The sequence below is a fragment of the Tianweitania populi genome (assembly GCF_014652875.1).
Taxonomy (GTDB): domain Bacteria; phylum Pseudomonadota; class Alphaproteobacteria; order Rhizobiales; family Rhizobiaceae; genus Tianweitania; species Tianweitania populi.
On the sequence record NZ_BMZQ01000002.1, the window covers coordinates 81327 to 97883 of the forward strand.

Consider the following 16557-nt stretch of genomic DNA (forward strand, 5'->3'; position numbering starts at 1 on the left):
AGCGTGCAGTGCGGGTGCTGAAGTACCGGCTGGCCGGCCTCCTTTTCCTGTCGGCCGGCCTCGGTCTGGGTTGGGCGGGCCTATGGCGCCCGCTTGAAGCTGCCTATGCCGGAGCAGCAAGGGTCGACTGGGATTATTATGCGGTTGCGCTGGCACCCTTGGCCACAGTGTTCGGGCTATACCTTGCCCTCACCGGCGACCGCGATCCCTATCGCGACGCTGAAAAAGCCACGCTGACCTCGCTGGGCAAGGTGCTGCTGACCGTCATGGCCCTGTCGACTTTTGCCACTTTCATCGCTTTCAAGATGACCTTGGTATCGTTGGGATACGACTAAGGCTCATCCTTCCGCGGGCGCGGCCCTTTAAGCCCGAGCGATCCGGCCTAGGTTCATACCTAACCGGAGGAAACGCTCATGATGCCTTTGTTCGACATGCTCAACAACGCCGACAACGGCAAGGCCATGGAGTTGATGGCGCGCCAATACGGCCTCACTCAGCAACAGGTTCAACTCGCAACCGAAGCGCTGCTGCCCGCCTTCAGCCAAGGCTTGAAACGCAACGCCAATGATCCTTACGGCGTCGGAGCCTTTATCCAGGCCATGGCGTCGGGCAATCACGCCCGCTATTTCGACGATCCCAACCAGGCACTTGGGCCTGATGGCTTGGCCGATGGCAACGGCATTCTCGGCCACCTGTTCGGCTCGAAGGATCTCAGCCGGGCCGTCGCCGCACATGCTGCGCAGTCCACTGGTATCGCGCAATCCATCCTGCAGCAGATGCTGCCGGCGCTCGCCAGCATGATCATGGGCGGCCTGTTCAAGCAATCCACCGGTCAGATGCCGGGGCAATCCGGCGGAAACGTCATCGGCGACATCATCGAGCAGATGATGCGGGGCGGTATGGGCGGCGGTATGGGCGGCGGCACATCCTCAGGTGCCGGCACAAATTCGGGCCCGGGCTTCGATCCGTTCAACAACCCCTTCGGCAAGGCCATGAAGGACATGATGACCGGTGGTGGCGGACAAACGAACCAGAGCGCGCCGCAGGCTCCGCAAAGCAACAATCCGTTTGGTGGAACGCCTTGGGGCAAGATCCTGGAAGGCATGATGGGCGGCGGGGGGATGGGGAGCCAGGCCCAGCCCGAACCTCAGCCTGAGCCAGCCAACCCCAGCGGCCGCCCGCGTAACCCTTATGACGATCTGTTCGGCGATATGTTCGAAACGGGCCGCAAGACGCGCGACGACTACCAGAAGGGCACCGAAGCGATCTTCGACAAGTTCCTGAAGGGCATGGAACAGCGCGGCTCTTAGCCCACAAAGAGCCTGATGCTCATAGAGCACCAGGCTTTGAATGCGTATCCGGGCGGAAGAAACACCTCCGCCCGCTTGATCCCTAGGAAACGCGTCGCGCTGCCGCTTCCCCGGACTGCCGCGCATCCACGATCGCGGTCAAGCGCGTGATAGGGTCGTTGAACCCGGTTCCGGCCTCCATGACATCATAGCGACGCAGGCCGATGTCGGTCAGCTATTTGTCCGTCATATCGGTCAGGCGTGCAAAGGCACTTCGATTTCGCAGAAAACGGGTCACGGCAACGGTACGACTAGCCACACGCGCCCAGATGGCCGGGCGGGATGCGGCCGGCAGCGTGGTGGCGGACTGGTCGAGCATCGACATTGCAGGTCTCCTTCAAGGAAGTGACAGGTTTGATCTCGCCCATGCCCCTGCAGCACTAGGCTGCACAGGTGACAGGGCAGTGACCGTTCGCATGGAACACGCCAGGGAATGTGCCGCGCCGATTGATAAATCCAACGAATGTTTCTAATGACTGTCATCAACGCTGCTGATGAAGTTCCAGGAGGCTTTCGGATGGCTATCCCGCTCGATCTCGACCAGTTGCAGACCTTCGTCGCCATTGCAGACACCGGCAGCTTCACCCGCGCTGCAAACGAGGTGCATCGCACCCAATCCGCCGTATCCATGCAGATGCGGCGGCTGGAAGAGCGCATCGGCAAGGCGCTGTTCGAAAAGGATGGGCGGACAAATCGGCTGACCGACGATGGCGAGAAACTGCTTGCCTATGCCCGGCGCATGATCCGACTGAACCGCGAAACCATGGCGGCCTTCGACGACACCAGCCTGGAAGGCCAGATCCGCATCGGCACGCCCGACGATTACGCCGACCGCTTTCTACCCGAGATCATGGCGCGCTTCGCCCGCTCCAATCCACGCGTGGAAATGTCGGTGGTGTGCGAGCCGACCGCCAACCTCGTAGAACTGCTCAAGCGCGGCCAGCTCGACCTCGCTCTGGTGACGCACAGCGCCGGAACCGGCCAATCCGAGATCGTGCGCCGCGAGCCGCTGTTGTGGGTAAGCTCCGCGAACCATCCGATCCACGAAGAAACCATTCTGCCGCTCGCGGTCGGCCGCCCAACCTGCATGTGGCGGCGCGCGGCCTGTGATGCGCTGGATGCAAGCGGCCGCGATTATCGCATCCTCTTCACCAGCTGGTCGGCCACCGTGGTGATCGCCGCCGTTCTATCCGGCCTCGCCGTTTCCGTTCTGCCGGAATGCGCCTTGCGGCCGGGCATGCGCGTGCTCGGCGAAGCCGACGGCTTTGCACCCCTGCCCGACATCCGCATCGGCATCATGCGCGGCCATGCACCTGCCGGTCTGTCCGCGATCGTGGAAGCGCTCGCGCGCCACATCAGCGAAAGCCTGGACAACATCTCGCTGCCGATGGTCGAGGATGCAGCAAGCTTCGACTTCACAGGCTTGAGCAAGCGGACGAAGCCGCGCTCGGGTCAGAGCTTGGTGGGGTGGTAAGGTTGACGTTCTACTTCTGTTCGAGCATTCTGGCTTAAGGATCGGAGAATACCCATGACACTGCATGCTGATCTTGGGCCTCAGCTTGAAACCACGGTCGAAGAACTCGTGCGAAGCGGGCGTTTTTCAACAAAGGACGATGTTCTTCGCGAAGGCGTGCGCCTGGTCGAGCGCCGGGAGCGGCAGTTGAAGGAGCTTGACGAAATACTGGCTCGTAGCTCTGCAGAGCTAGACGCCGGTTTGGGCATTCCTGCGGAGGAGGTCTTTGACGAGTTGGAGAAGCATTGGGCCAATTTGGCTAGATGACCAAGTACCGAGTCGTCATCTCGGCCACTGCGCGTCAGCATTTCGCGACCATTGCCGACTTCATTGGACAAGATAGTCCAAAGCGTGCGCTGTCCTTCATACGTGAGCTACAACGTCGTTGTCGCGACCTGTCTCACCATCCACTGGTTGGGCCTGTCGTAAGACGTTCTGCCGGCCGAGATGTCCGCAGGGTCGTTCATGGCCGCTATAACATCTTCTATCGTGTCGATGCGAAGATGATCGAGATAATGGCTATTCTTCCGGGTGCCATGAACCTAGATGCCATCATCCCCCGAGATCCAGACGACCCGCTGAACCCAAGCACAGAGTAGCATGCCCGACCTGCTTTCCCCCGCTCCGCTCACCAACGCCACGGAATATTCCGTCTCGGAAATCTCCGGCGCGCTCAAGCGCAAGGTGGAAGATGAGTTCGGCCATGTCCGCGTGCGCGGTGAGATTTCCGGCTATCGCGGGCCGCATTCCTCGGGCCATGCTTACTTCGCGCTGAAGGACGACCGCGCCAAGCTGGAAGCGGTGGTCTGGAAGGCGACCATGGCGAAGCTGCGCTTCCGGCCCGAAGAGGGCATGGAAGTCGTCGCCACCGGTAAGCTGACGACCTATCCTGGCTCGTCGAAATACCAGATCGTCATCGACAATCTGGAGCCGGCGGGTGCCGGCGCGCTGATGGCGCTGTTGGAAGAGCGCAAGAAGCGGCTGGCCGCAGAGGGCCTGTTCGATGCCGCCCACAAGCAGGACCTGCCGTTCATGCCTGGTGTGATCGGCGTGGTGACCTCGCCAACGGGCGCCGTGATCCGCGACATCCTGCACCGCATTGCCGACCGTTTCCCGCTACATGTGATCGTGTGGCCTGTGCGGGTCCAGGGCGAAACGTCCGGCTCGGAAGTCTGCGCGGCGATCAACGGCTTCAACCAGTTGCCGGCCAACGGGCCGATCCCCCGGCCGGATGTCATCATCGTGGCGCGCGGCGGCGGCAGCCTTGAGGACCTTTGGGGGTTCAACGATGAATCCTGCGCCCGCGCCGTTTCGCATTCACAGATCCCGCTGATTGCCGCCGTCGGTCACGAAACGGACTGGACGCTGATCGACCTCGTTGCCGATCGCCGCGCTCCGACTCCAACCGGTGCAGCCGAGATGGCGGTGCCGGTGAAGGCCGAGCTCGAAGCGCGTATCGCGTCACTGGGCGCGCGGCTCAGGGGCTGCATGTCCCGTGGCATGGACCGCCGCGCGCATGCCGCCCGCAGCCTGGCGCGCGCGCTGCCAAGTGCCGATGCCATTCTCGCACTGCCGCGCAGGCATTTCGACGAGGTGACGGGTCGGCTGGAACGGTCGCTGGAGGTGTCCACCCATCGCCGCCGGGTCAAGCTGGATGGCTTGCGCCTGTCGCCCGCCGTTCTTTCGCGTCGCACGGCGTTGCTTCGGCGCGAACTCCTGCGCGCCCGCGATCGACTGCCCGCCGCCAACCGCCGTCAACTTGAAGCCGCTGCCGCGCGTTTGCCTGCGCCGGACCGTCTGGCGCGGCTCCTCAAGCGCAAGCTCGATCATGATCGGGCACTGTTCGAGCGTGTCACGCGGCGCATGCGCCCGACTGCTCTGGCCGAGCGTTTGAGCGGGATGACGGCGCTTTACGCCGCCTTGGAAGCGCGCCGCGATCGCGCGCTCGACTCGCGTCTTTCCGCCCACCGCACGGGTCTGGCGCAATCCGAGCGCATGCTGGGTTCGCTGTCCTATAAGGCCGTACTGAAGCGCGGCTTTGCCGTCGTGCATGACGCGGAAGGCAAGCCTGTCACGGCGGCTGCGTCCGTGTCTCCAGGCGAACGGCTCAGCCTCGAATTTGCCGATGGCCGCGTCGACGCGCTGGCTTCCGGCGAAGCACCGCTCAAGCCGAAAAGCATGAAGAAGGCCACCTTGCCTCCTGAAGGCCAAGGCCGCTTGTTCTAGCGGCGCACGCTCCACGAGCCATATGTTCTGCGGTGGCTGCGGCCTAGGATGCGGCTCGTAAGAAGCGCGGGAAGACGCTGCCGTTTGATGCGCGCGATCCAGCCACTCGTCAGGTCGCTCAGGGCGTCCTTTAAACCAATCACGCCGGGCTTCGCCATCCGAGCGTCGCCAAAATAGTCCCATTCCACCGGCGCACGAGCCGGCAACCGCGTCGAGCCAGCGCTGCGCTTGGCCGTCGTTTCGTAGCGATAGGAATAGAACTCCTCGACATCTTCAGGCCGGAACTTCGTCATCGCGACACCAACCACATTGCCGCCTGCCGCCCGCAGTCGCGACAAGGCAAGCCAGGCGCTTTGGCGGCTGACCTGGCGCGCGGACACCACCATCAGCGTATCGTCGGCCAGGCGCGACAGGATCGGCGCATCGGACAGGCCGGTCACCGGCGGCCCGTCGATCACCACAAGATCATAACGGCGCAGGAACGCATCGAGCAGAACGCGGCAGCGCGGCGACGACAGGAGATCGACGGGATTTGAAACAGTCGGGCCTGATGTCAGCACGTTCAGGTTGGGAGCGGCGACATAGAACATGCGCCCGAAGCTTTCGCGCGTCACACGCTTGGCCAGAATATCGCTAAGGCCGATCCGATTGGGCAGCCTCAGCCTGCGGTGCAGGGTTGGCCGTCGCAAATCGGCATCCACCAGCAAAACTTGATAGCCGAGTGCCGCGAAATCCACGGCGATCTTGTGCGCAGTCGTCGTCTTGCCCTCTCCGGCCTCCGTGCTGGTCACGAGCAGCGCGCGCGGCTGACCCTGATCATCGGCAAACTGCAGGGCAGTGCGCAGCGAGCGATAGGCTTCACCCAGCAGCGACCGATTGTTAGCAAGGTCAGCCTCGATCGCCGCCTTGTTTGTGTTCGGCAAGGCGCTAAGCACCGGTAGTTTCAATTGTGCTTCAACGTCACGCGGCGTGCGAAAGGCATTGTTGAGGCGTTCGAGGATCATGATCGCAAAGCCCGCCATGCCGGCCGCAATTACCAAACAGATCGCCAGGCTGCGCGACAAACGCGGCGTGACAGGCTCCGCCTGAGCCAAAGCATCATCGATCACGGCTGCGTTCTGCGCCTTCAGCTCGGCACCGACACCGAGATCGTTGAGCTTGGTGACGAGGCTATCATGCTGCGCACGTTGTGAATCCACTTCGCGCTTCAGGATCGTGTAGCGGATGCTCTTGTCGGCATAAACGGCAAGCTCATCTTCAAGCTCTGCGAGCTTGGCGCTCAGCTGGTTTTCCCGCCGCACTGCTTCATTGTGGCGGGCGCGCAGGGACAGAATGACCGCATCGGTGAGGTCGGTGCGCTGCTTTTCCAGTTCCCCGATCTGCGCCCGCAGCTTCCGCATCTCCGGATAATCCGGTTTGAACGTGTCGAGCTTTTCCTGATATTCCGCGCGCAGATCGGCAATGCGGCTGCGGACGCCTAGAATGGCTTCGTTGCCAAGCACGTCCTGAAGTTGGCTGCCGTGGCCGGCATCGATCAGCTGCACCCGGCTTTCGGCGGCGAGCCGCTGGTTGATCGCCTCGGCAAGCCCGTCGTTGAGGGCGCGGATCTTCTGCTCGATCAGCGACTCCTCGCCTTTCGTCACCGCCATGATGCCCTGCTCGCTTGCATAATCCACGAGTTCGGCTTCGGAGCGCTGAAGCTCTTCCTTCACATCAGCCACCTGTCCTTCCACGAACTGGCGCGCAAGAAGCGAGGTGCGGCTGGTTTGTTCGGCGCGCTGTTCGAGGTAGCTGGCGGCGATCTGCCTGACGATCGCCTCAGCCGTGCCCGGGTCGGCATCCTGGTAGCCGAGTGACAGAATGCTCGTGTTGCGGATCAGTCCGACGCTGAGCTGCCCTTGCACACGCGCAATGGCCATGCGCTGCCGCTGCTTTTCATCCACGTCCATCAAGCGGATTTCAGGTGACGGCCCGAACACGTTGGCCAGCGACAAACGCGCGCGCGGAAACAGGAAGTCGGCGTGGTTGGCGAGTTTCAGTGCTGCCACCGCGTCTTGAACGACGCTACGGCTTTTCAGGGTTTCGATGGCGGACTGGAAGCTGCGCGGGTCTACCGTAGCGCTGACGACTTCGAGGTCGCGCACGACACGCGCTTCCGGCGCCGAAATCTCGATCCGCATCGTGGCGCGGTAGAGCGGCGTTTGGGCAAGAAAGAGAGCGAAGCCGACAAGCAGGCCGGCAGCTAAAAAGGCTGCGATCAGGCGGCGGTAGTGAAGAAGGCGCGACCACAAGCGGCGAAGATCGAGACCGGCCGGTTGATCGGGCGGTGTCGAATAAAGGAGATGATCCTGCGCGGCATGATCGGCGGTTGGAAGGGCGCGAACATGCGGACGCAGCTCTGCGCGTTTAAACGGCTGGCCGCTCTCGGCCCGATCAAGCATTGCGTCACCGCACCTGACGACCCGCCGAGCCAGCTCGGCGGCGTGACGCAATGAAACGGCCGGCCCCGGCCAGGTCCGGCACTTTTGAACTCAAGGACCCCATATCCGCCCCCGCGGAAAACACACGCACACGCTGCAGACACCAAAAAGGCTCTCGCTGCAGTAACGATCATCTTTCATATCGTACGCTGACCGTACAGCAAATCTTAGATGATGCAATCAGGATAGCGACTTGTACCTGATTATCTTCTTGCCTTCTCAGGTATTCTGAGGTCAAAGCACGACGGGGACTGGGTGTTGGAGTTGCTTCACCATGTGCGGTGTTGCGGGTATCTTTGGTTATGCTGGGAACCTGTCGCACTCTGCCAGAGAAGAGCTGCCGCGCATCTGCGACAATTTGGATCAGAGAGGTCCTGACGGAGCGGGTAGCTGGTCGAGTTCCGATGGTCATCTTCGGCTTGGACACCGGCGCCTTTCGATCATTGCACCGGGTGTCGAAGCGGCCCAGCCGATGCTCGACATCTCCGAACGCTTCGTCATCAGCTTCAACGGCGAAATCTACAATCATCGCGAACTGCGCTTGGACCTGGAACAGCGCGGCTACCGATTCCGGACGGGCTCCGATACGGAAGTCATCCTGAACCTGTTTGCGGCTGAGGGTGCCGAGGCCTGCAGCAGGCTGCAAGGCATGTTCGCCCTTGCGATCTATGACACCGTCGAACGCAGCCTGTTCCTGGCGCGCGATCCCTATGGCATCAAGCCGCTTTATCTCAGCGATGACGGCAAGGTGCTGCGCTTTGCTTCGCAGGTAAAGGCTCTGCTTGCCGGGGGAGCGATCCGGGACACGATCGATCCTGCCGGGCTTTCCGGCTTCGCTCTCTTCGGCCACGTGCCGGAACCCTTTACGCTCCACCGCGCCATCCAGGTCTTACCTGCGGGGCATCATGTGACGGTGCGTGCCGGGCACGTTGGCGCGCCGGTGCGCTTTGCTTCGATCGCGGAGCAATTCGCTGTAGCGCAACAGCAGAGTGCATCACGATCCGAAGTCTGTCGCCAAGCTCTACGCGAAAGCGTCGGCCGACACATGGAGGCCGATGTCGAGGTCGGGCTCTTCCTGTCAGGCGGAGTCGATTCCGGCGCGGTTCTTGGCCTGATGCGCGATCATCTCGGCAGGCGTCCGATCAAGGCGATTACGCTTGCCTTCAATGACCTTGCAGGCACGGAAGCCGACGAGGTGCCCTTCGCGCGCGACGTCGCTGCGCACTACAGGGCCAACCATCACATACACCGCATCGGCCGCGAAGACCTGGCTGCAAGCGTGCCGGCCATTCTCCGCGACATGGACCAGCCGACTATCGACGGGATCAACACCTGGTTCGTGGCGCAGGCCGCACGCGCGCTCGGGCTCAAGGTCGCTTTGTCCGGCATCGGCGGCGACGAGTTGCTTGGCGGATACTCCACCTTCCGCTCGATCCCGGCCATGGTGCGCGCGACAGCCCTAGCTTCAGGCATGCCGGGGCTTGGCACGGCAGTTCGCCGGATCGGTGCAACCCTCCTGCCAGGCCTGCACCAGACCAATCCCAAAGCGCTTGCCGCCTTTGAACTCGGCGGCACCTATCCCGGCGCTTTTCTGCTGCGTCGCGGCCTGTTTTTGCCTCATGAACTGCCTGATCTGCTTGGACCGGACATGGCGCGCGAAGGGGTTGAGCGCCTCGATCCCCTTCGCCTGATCACCGGCACCCTCAAACCCTCCCCTCACGATCCGCTGCTGCGTGTGGCGGCGCTGGAGAGCGGCAACTACCTGCGCAACCAGCTTCTGCGCGACGCAGATTGGGCCGGGATGGCACATGGCGTCGAGATCCGGACGCCGTTGGTTGATTTCTATCTCCTGCAAACCGTCGCGCCACATTTGGCGGGCGTCATGAAGAACAAGGGCGGCAAGGCGCTGCTTGCATCCGCCCCCTCGAAGCCGCTTCCGCCGTCCGTGCTTCAGCGGCCGAAAACAGGCTTCAGCGTTCCCATGGCCAGCCTGCTTTCCGGCCATCGCGCGAGCAACAACCGCCTGACCTCGCGCCTGTGGGCGAAACGGGTGCTGCATGCCTTTACCGGTGAGAAGAAGGCACTGGCGGCATGAGCAGCCCGCTGCCGATCACCGTGGTGATCCTGACCTTCAACGAAGCGCTGCACATCCGCCGCTGCCTCGAGCGCATCCGTCCGCTGGTGCAGCGGATGGTGGTGGTCGATAGTTTCTCGACGGATGACACGCCTGCGCTCGCGCGCGCCTGCGGCGCCGAGGTCATGCAACGCCGCTGGCTGAACTATGCCGACCAGTTCCAGTGGGCGCTTGATCATGCCGGCATCGACACGGAATGGGTGCTGCGGCTCGATGCCGACGAGTATCTCGAACCCGCTTTGATCGACGAAATCCGCAGCCGTCTCGCCGGCCTTCCAACCGAAGTGACTGGGGTCAGCTTCCGGCGCAAGGTGATTTTTCGCGGGCGCTGGATCCGCTTCGGCGGCTTTTATCCGACAATCCTGCTGCGCCTTTGGCGTCACGGCGCCGGGCGTATCGAAAGCCGCTGGATGGACGAGCATGTGGTTCTCCAACGCGGCCGCTCGGTCACCTTCGGGCATGACTTCGTTGACGAGAACATCAACGACATCAGCTGGTGGACCGACAAGCACAACAGCTATGCCACGCGCCAGATGATCGACTTCGTCGCGCAAGAACAGCCGCTCTTCGCCAGGGATCAGGCACTGGAAAGCGGCCAAAGCGGCCAGGCCAGATTGAAGCGGCTCCTCAAGGTCCACCTCTTCGCGCGCATGCCGCTATACCTGCGCGGCACGCTCTATTTCCTGTTCCGCTACTTCATCCTGCTTGGTTTCTTGGACGGCCGCCAAGGCTTCCTGTTTCACTTCCTGCAGGGCTGGTGGAACTGGATGCTGGTGGACGCAAAGATCGACGAAGCGCGCCGTTACATTGCCGATCATGGGCTCGACGCCTTCAAGATGCATCTCAACGATCGCTGGGGCTACCGGTTGTGAGCCTTGCGGGACCCTCCCAGACTTCCGTTAATCCGCTGCGCAGGCTTGCCGAGCGTGCCGTCCGCAACCTCGTCGTACGCCGCCGGCTTCCCGCCGATTTCGGCCGCCGTGCCATCTTCCTGTCGCCGGCCAACCGGCTGCGCGCGCTCGATTTCAGCATGGAGCGCTTCGAGCCGACCTTGCTTTCCTATGTCCGCCGCTTCGTGCGACCGGGCATGGTGGTGTGGGACATCGGCGCGAATATGGGCGCCTTCACCTTTCCGGCGGCGCATGCGGTCAAAACGGGCAAGGTCGTCGCCATTGAACCCGATCCGTTCAACCAGCTTCTGCTGCATCGAACGCAGGCTGCCAATCCCGATCTGCCGGTGACGATCATCCCGGCCGCCTTGTCGGATCGGGTCGGACTTGCCGACCTCCAGATCGCCGTTCGCGGACGCGCCGCCAGCAGTTTGCGGGGCGCAGATCATGGCTCGCAGATGGGCGGCGTGCGAACGACCTATCCGGTGGTCACGCTGACGCTCGACTGGCTGTGCGAACATCAGCCCTCGCCCGACCTCATCAAATGCGATGCGGAAGGCGCGGAAGCCTGGATCCTGCGCGGCGGTGCGGATCTGCTCGCCACCAAACGTCCCATCCTCATCATGGAAGTACCCAGCGAAAACAGCGACGCCTGTACCGAACTCCTGCATGCCCACCGCTACCGCCTCTTTCCGGCGGAACAGCGGATGGAGCCGGCGGAAGAGTTGCGCCGCATCGGCCATGCGTGGGAAGTGGTCGCCATTCCAAGCGAGTCCGTCGCGGACTGGAAGGGCGTTTGATGAGGCAAAAACCACGAGTCGTGTCACTGATCGGCGCTTACTGGCCCGGCAATGATGCGTCGGGTCCGAACCAGAGTTTTCGCGCGCTGGCAGAGGCGCTGTCCGACCAGTTCGACTTCCACCTCCTTGCGCGCGACCGCCCCTTCAACGGCAAAGTGGCGGTTCCGCTTGGGCAACCGGCATCGGCGTTCGACGCCACTTACCTTCAACTGGGCAGGCTCGCGCCTCAGGGTTTGCTGCGCGAAATCCGCAGACTTTCACCTGATGTCCTCTGGCTCAATGGCTTCTTCGACCGCGAGTTCACGCTTCCCGTTCTGCTCGCACGGCGCTTCGGGCGCTTGGCCGACGTGCCTGTCCTCCTGTCCCCTCGCGGCGAGTTCAATCCGGCCGCCTTGCGCCTCAAGCCGACGCGCAAGCGCACTTATCTCTCGCTTGTCCAGGCACTGCGGCTTACCGAAGGCGTGACGCTGCACGCAACCAGCGAAGCAGAAGCGCAGGTCGTTCAGGCAGCGCTTCCGCGTCACGACAGGATCGCTCTCGCGCCGAATATCCGTCCCCTGCTGCAGCCGTTGCCGCATCAGCCAAGCCCCACACTGCGCCTCGCCTTTCTCGGCCGCATCACGTCGATCAAGAACCTCGCCTTTGCGTTGCGCGTTCTGCAGGACGTCCAAACGCCCGTTCAGTTCGACATCCACGGCCCCATCGAGGACGAGGACTACTGGCAGATGTGCCTGATGATGGCCGCCGAGCTGCCTCCTCATGTCGGCGTCACGCATCATGGTGCCTATCCAAACGCCGAACTTCCCGCGATTCTTTCCCGGACCGACCTCCTGTTCCTGCCGACTGCCGGCGAGAACTTCGGTCATGCGATCTTCGAGGCCCTGTCTTGCGGCGTGCCGGCCCTGATTTCCGACCGCACGCCTTGGCGCGATCTATCCGCCGCTCATGCCGGCTGGGATCTGCCGATCGATGGCCCCGAAGCCTTCGCCGCCGCTATCGACAGTTTTGCGGCCATGGATGAAACCGCCCGCGCTGTGTGGAAAGACGGTGCCCGCAGACGTGCTGAAGCCACTGTCGCCGGAAGCGATGCGGTTTCGCGCAGCCGCGCTTTGCTGGAAGATCTCTGCGCATGACCCGGCAGCGGCTCGCCATTGTCGTGTCGCATCCGATCCAGCATTTCGTGCCGCTTTACCGCGCGCTCGCCGCCCGCTCCGACATCACGCTCAAGGTCTTTTTCGCCACGCGCATCGGCGTCGATCGCACCTTCGACGCGGAAATGAACACCGCTTATGCCTGGGACGGCAACCTGCTCGACGGCTATGACCACGCCTTTCTCGATGAAGCCGACCGCATCAAACAAGTTTCCTTCCGAGGCGTGAACAATCCCAGCATTGCCGCCGCGCTGCGAGAGTTCGAGCCGACAGCCGTGCTCATCTATGGCTACGCACAGCTGACTGCCCTGCGCGCGCTCACCTGGAGCCGGTTACACCGCGTGCCCGTACTAATGGCCGGCGACGGCGATGCCGTTCCGCGCTCCAAGAACACGCGCGCCCTGTTCCGTAGTGCCTTCTTGCGCCTTTTGATGAGCCAGGTCTCGGCCGTGCTGGCGGTGGGTGACCAGAACGAGACCTTCTGGGACAAGATGGGCGTCTCAGCCGCCAAGCGTTTCCGCAGCCCCTTTTCCATCGACGAGACCATCTACCGCCATGCACAGGCCAATCGCGCGGCTCTGCGATCGGCAACGCGCCGCCGCTTCGGCATTGCGGATGCCGCCTTCGTGTTTCTCTCTGTCGGCAAGCTCAGTGCGCGCAAACGGGCCGCAGACCTCCTTGCCGCATCCGTCCGCATCAAAACAGACCGGCCCGTCCATCTCCTGTTCTGCGGCGACGGCAGCGAGCGAGCGACCCTGACGCAAATGGCAGCCGAGGCGAAAGTGCCGTCAAGCTTTTCCGGCTTCGTCAATCTCGATCGGCTGCCCGCTGCTTACTGCGCGGCCGATACGCTCGTCATCCCATCCGGGCACGATCCGCATCCTCTTGTCGGCTCCGAAGCCTGCGCGATCGGCCTGCCGCTAATCGTCAGCGATCGCGTCGGGCTGATCGGCGACAGCGACATCGCGCAGCCCGGCTTCAACGCGCTGACCTATCCATGCGGCGATGTCGATGCACTGGCCGCAGCCATGCAGCGCCTGCTCGACGATCCCGCGCTTCATGCCGCGATGGCGCAAGCCTCTCTCACCGTTTTCGATCAAACCTGCATGCGCCACAGTGTCGAGGGCGTGTTGGCCGCGCTGGATCATGTCAGTCCGGTCAAAGCCCCCACCTACCAAAGCCTTCCAGCCTCATGAACCACTACCCTGAAGACCCTCTCCGCATCCTGGCCGTCGCGGAAACGTGGCAGGGCTCCAACGCCTATGCCTTCGTGCGATCCTTCCGCCGCGCCGGGCATTCGGTGTCGCTGCTTGCCGACGAGTGGTTCGCCGCCTCGGGCTGGCAGAGCCGCCCGATGAAAGCCGCGCGACGCCTGCTTTGGCCAATGATCTTGCGCGAAGCCACGGATGCCGCCCAGCGCGAAGCCAAGCAATTCCGCCCGCACCTCTTCTTCGTGTTCAAGGGCATCATGGTATCGCCGCAGGCCATCCGTGCCGTACAGGCGGGTGGCGGTATCGCGATCAACTTCTGGCCGGATACGAGCTTCGTGGATCACGGCAAGACAGCGGCGCAGGCCCTGCCCTGCTATGACTGGATCTTCACGACCAAGACGTTCGGGCCAGCCGATCTTCAGGCACGCTTCGGCATCACCAACGCCTCCTTTCTTCCGCATGGCTTCGATCCCGAAACGCACAAGCCGACTGCGATGGATAGGAGCGACGCCACGCTTTATGGCTGCGATGCGTCCTTTATCGGCACGTGGTCGCCAAAAAAGGAAAAGCTGCTTGTCGCCCTGATGTCGGCGCTACCGTCGCTCAACCTCAAGATCTGGGGTTCGCAGTGGGAACGCGCCGGCCCATCCCTACGCGCATACATCCAAAGGCGGCCCATCTTCGGCGCGGAATATGCCAAGGCCATCGGCGCCGCCAAGGTCAACATCGCGATCCTGTTCGAGGGCAATGCCAACGCTGTGAGCGGCGACAGGCTGACATCACGATCCTTCCACATCCCGGCCTCCGGCGGCTTCATGCTGCACGAGCGCTCCGACGAGATCGCCGCCCACTTCGCGGAAGATCGGGACTGCGCCATGTTCGGTAACCCGGAAGAGCTTGCCGATAAGGTCCGCTTCTTCCTCGCCCATGACGAAGCGAGAAACCGCATCGCACAAGAAGGCCGCAGCCGCGCTTTGTCTTCAGGCTATTCCATCGATGACCGCGCGCGCACCGTGATCGACAAGGCACGCGCGCTATTGGCCGCGCGTCAGGAAACAGTCGCGCCGAGCGTCGCAAGCACCTTCCAGCTTGCACCGTCCGAACAGGCAAGCGTCGGACCGCCTGCCGCATCCGACACATAGATCAGCGCACCCGCTCCTGCAGCACTCGCCGATGGCAGTGCGGCCTTGGCGTAGCTCTTCAGCCGAACAGGCCCATCCACAACCAGCTTCGCCCCGCTGGGATAAGACGCGCCCGCGCCGATGCCGACATTGCCCTGATAGATATGCAGGCCGAACCCATAGGACGCATTCTTGTCGCGGAAAATAAAGCTGCCGGAATAATCGTAGGTCACGACGCCGGCATTATCGACGCTGTATTCCACGGAGCGCTTGGTGCGCGCGCTCATGGTGATAGAGGTCACGCTGGCCGGCAGCGCGTTGCTCACCTTGAACGTCGCGGCGTCGATCACATCGGTGATGCGCGTGTTGGCCGGAACATTCGCCCCGGTGATCGTGCGCCCGATCTGCGCTTCATCCACGAGGCCGGCGGCGACTGTGACGCTCGTCGTGCCATTGGCGGTCACAGCGAAAGCTGCACTCGCCGCCTGTGTCACCCCGCAGGATAGCGCGAAACTTGCGGCCAGTCCGCCGGGCGCTTCGGCATAGAAGGCATCCGTGTTGAAACCCCGCGTGCGCGAACGCAAGCCGGACGCGTTCTTCGATCCAGCGGTCAGCGCCTGCGTCAGCGGCCGTGCCAGCACGAGATTGTCCGCATCATCCAGGTAAGGCAGCGGCAACGTCGCGTTGTTCGCGCCGTTGCGCTGCCGGTGCGGCGGCACATTGTTGGCGAGGTAGCTCGTGACCAGCCCGTCATAGACCATGGCCGCATTGGTTTCGAAGTTCAGATCGATCTTCGGCTGGTGGTTATGCCCTTGCAGAAGCAGCAGCGATTGCGCCAGCGTGACATTACCGTAGGACCCGTCATGTGCCCCCACCCAGCCAATCGGGCGCCGCACGCCGCCATTTTTGTCGACGACATGAAGGAAGTTTTCCGTCCACGGGCTCGCCTGCTGCGCGTTGGAATAAAACTTCGATTCCAGATGCCAGGCCGCATATTGCCGGCCCTGATCGGCACGCAAGCCGACGCCCGCCATGTTGATGCCGGATGCCCAGACATCGTCGATATAGCTCGGCTCCGTGGCCGGCCCGTTGTTCCAAGACGCGGCCTGATAATAGGTGCTCCATTTGTAGCCGCCCGCGCCAGCGACGCCACTCGGATCGTTGCGATAGATCAGGCCGGCAGCACTGATCAGATGGCTGATCACACCCACAATATCGCCGCTGCCGCCGTTCCCACCACCGCCCCCGCCGCTGCCAGGCAGATCGAGCCATTCGCTTCCCCGGCGCACCAGAAGCCGCCCTTCATCGATCACCCAGGCCAGCCAGCCCTCGCCCGGCGTATAGAAGGCCCAGGCACCGTCCTGCCACGCCGCGATCTGCCCGTCCTTGTTGGTCCACGTGTCAGTCGCGCCCACCGGCACGATGTAGCGCTTGCCATCAAGGGGATCGGCCGGTGGGGCCATGCGGTCGCGGTCGTGGACGGCGATCTGCGTCAGCGCATCCAGAGCTCGGATGGCTTCATTGTGGGTGACATGCTTCTGTGCCTGCGAGGGCATGATGTAGGGGAGGAGAAGGTTCGGCGAAATCTCGGTCATGTCGGATCTTCCTGCAGCTGCTGTTGGCCAAGCATGCGTGCAGTTCACCACCCGTGGATAGATTTTGCTCCGAAGCCCACGAGTGCT

15 protein-coding genes are annotated in these 16557 nt (G+C 62.9%); 12 read left to right on the plus strand and 3 right to left on the minus strand.

Translation table 11 applies throughout. The features are described from left to right. The first annotated feature begins 8 nt into the window (after window positions 1-8). Both IE166_RS09720 and IE166_RS09725 read left to right on the plus strand, forming a co-directional pair. Window positions 9-335 carry a hypothetical protein gene (locus tag IE166_RS09720; protein WP_189503395.1) on the plus strand — a complete coding sequence of 109 codons (327 nt, stop codon included), beginning with the start codon at window positions 9-11 and terminating at the stop codon, window positions 333-335. A 78-nt stretch (window positions 336-413) separates the two neighbouring features. Then, window positions 414-1310, plus strand: a complete 897-nt coding sequence (locus IE166_RS09725; RefSeq protein WP_189503396.1) for a DUF937 domain-containing protein — start codon at window positions 414-416, stop codon at window positions 1308-1310. 214 nt (window positions 1311-1524) lie between these two features. Here IE166_RS09725 and IE166_RS09730 read toward each other — a convergent pair whose 3' ends face one another. Beyond that, on the minus strand, window positions 1525-1674 hold the full coding sequence (locus IE166_RS09730) for a hypothetical protein (RefSeq protein WP_189503397.1): 150 nt from the start codon (window positions 1672-1674) through the stop codon (window positions 1525-1527). A gap of 192 nt (window positions 1675-1866) precedes the next feature. On the opposite strand from IE166_RS09730, the gene IE166_RS09735 reads away from it, so the two are divergent. The 4 genes from IE166_RS09735 to xseA are packed head-to-tail and all read left to right on the plus strand — an operon-like array spanning window position 1867 to window position 5088. Next, on the plus strand, window positions 1867-2823 hold the full coding sequence (locus tag IE166_RS09735) for a LysR substrate-binding domain-containing protein (RefSeq protein WP_189503398.1): 957 nt from the start codon (window positions 1867-1869) through the stop codon (window positions 2821-2823). A gap of 54 nt (window positions 2824-2877) precedes the next feature. Then, the gene (locus IE166_RS09740; protein WP_189503399.1) at window positions 2878-3129 is read left to right on the plus strand and encodes a type II toxin-antitoxin system ParD family antitoxin; all 252 of its coding nucleotides are present in this window, start codon (window positions 2878-2880) and stop codon (window positions 3127-3129) included. Next, window positions 3126-3461 carry a type II toxin-antitoxin system RelE/ParE family toxin gene (locus IE166_RS20950; RefSeq protein WP_189503400.1) on the plus strand — a complete coding sequence of 112 codons (336 nt, stop codon included), beginning with the start codon at window positions 3126-3128 and terminating at the stop codon, window positions 3459-3461. The genes IE166_RS09740 and IE166_RS20950 overlap by 4 nt, the downstream gene beginning before the upstream one ends. 1 nt (window position 3462) lies before the next feature. Next, complete coding sequence (gene xseA, locus IE166_RS09750; protein ID WP_189503401.1) at window positions 3463-5088, plus strand: exodeoxyribonuclease VII large subunit; 1626 nt, start codon at window positions 3463-3465, stop codon at window positions 5086-5088. Here the strand turns inward: xseA and IE166_RS09755 are convergent. Then, the gene (locus IE166_RS09755; RefSeq protein WP_189503402.1) at window positions 5085-7529 is read right to left on the minus strand and encodes a GumC family protein; all 2445 of its coding nucleotides are present in this window, start codon (window positions 7527-7529) and stop codon (window positions 5085-5087) included. The two genes, xseA and IE166_RS09755, sit on opposite strands and share 4 nt — an antisense overlap. Before the next feature lie 313 nt (window positions 7530-7842). Between IE166_RS09755 and asnB the strand changes: the two genes are divergently transcribed. From asnB to IE166_RS09785, 6 genes are read left to right on the plus strand one after another with little or no spacing between them, the layout of a single operon-like run. Next, window positions 7843-9663 carry an asparagine synthase (glutamine-hydrolyzing) gene (gene asnB / locus IE166_RS09760; RefSeq protein WP_189503403.1) on the plus strand — a complete coding sequence of 607 codons (1821 nt, stop codon included), beginning with the start codon at window positions 7843-7845 and terminating at the stop codon, window positions 9661-9663. Next, complete coding sequence (locus IE166_RS09765; RefSeq protein WP_189503404.1) at window positions 9660-10574, plus strand: glycosyltransferase family 2 protein; 915 nt, start codon at window positions 9660-9662, stop codon at window positions 10572-10574. Before asnB ends, IE166_RS09765 begins: the two co-directional genes overlap by 4 nt. Beyond that, window positions 10571-11392 (plus strand): FkbM family methyltransferase, encoded by an 822-nt coding sequence (locus IE166_RS09770; RefSeq protein ID WP_189503405.1) that lies wholly within the window; start codon window positions 10571-10573, stop codon window positions 11390-11392. The genes IE166_RS09765 and IE166_RS09770 overlap by 4 nt, the downstream gene beginning before the upstream one ends. Then, window positions 11392-12525, plus strand: coding sequence for a glycosyltransferase (locus IE166_RS09775; RefSeq protein WP_189503406.1), 1134 nt, complete (start codon window positions 11392-11394; stop codon window positions 12523-12525). The genes IE166_RS09770 and IE166_RS09775 overlap by 1 nt, the downstream gene beginning before the upstream one ends. Next, window positions 12522-13739 carry a glycosyltransferase gene (locus IE166_RS09780; protein ID WP_189503407.1) on the plus strand — a complete coding sequence of 406 codons (1218 nt, stop codon included), beginning with the start codon at window positions 12522-12524 and terminating at the stop codon, window positions 13737-13739. The genes IE166_RS09775 and IE166_RS09780 overlap by 4 nt, the downstream gene beginning before the upstream one ends. Beyond that, a complete protein-coding gene (locus tag IE166_RS09785) occupies window positions 13736-14896 on the plus strand; it encodes a CgeB family protein (RefSeq protein ID WP_189503408.1) in 1161 nt (386 codons plus the stop codon). Before IE166_RS09780 ends, IE166_RS09785 begins: the two co-directional genes overlap by 4 nt. Here IE166_RS09785 and IE166_RS09790 read toward each other — a convergent pair. Beyond that, window positions 14803-16470: a DUF2793 domain-containing protein gene (locus tag IE166_RS09790; RefSeq protein ID WP_189503409.1), complete on the minus strand. Its 1668-nt coding sequence runs from the start codon at window positions 16468-16470 to the stop codon at window positions 14803-14805. The two genes, IE166_RS09785 and IE166_RS09790, sit on opposite strands and share 94 nt — an antisense overlap. Window positions 16471-16557 lie beyond the last annotated feature (87 nt).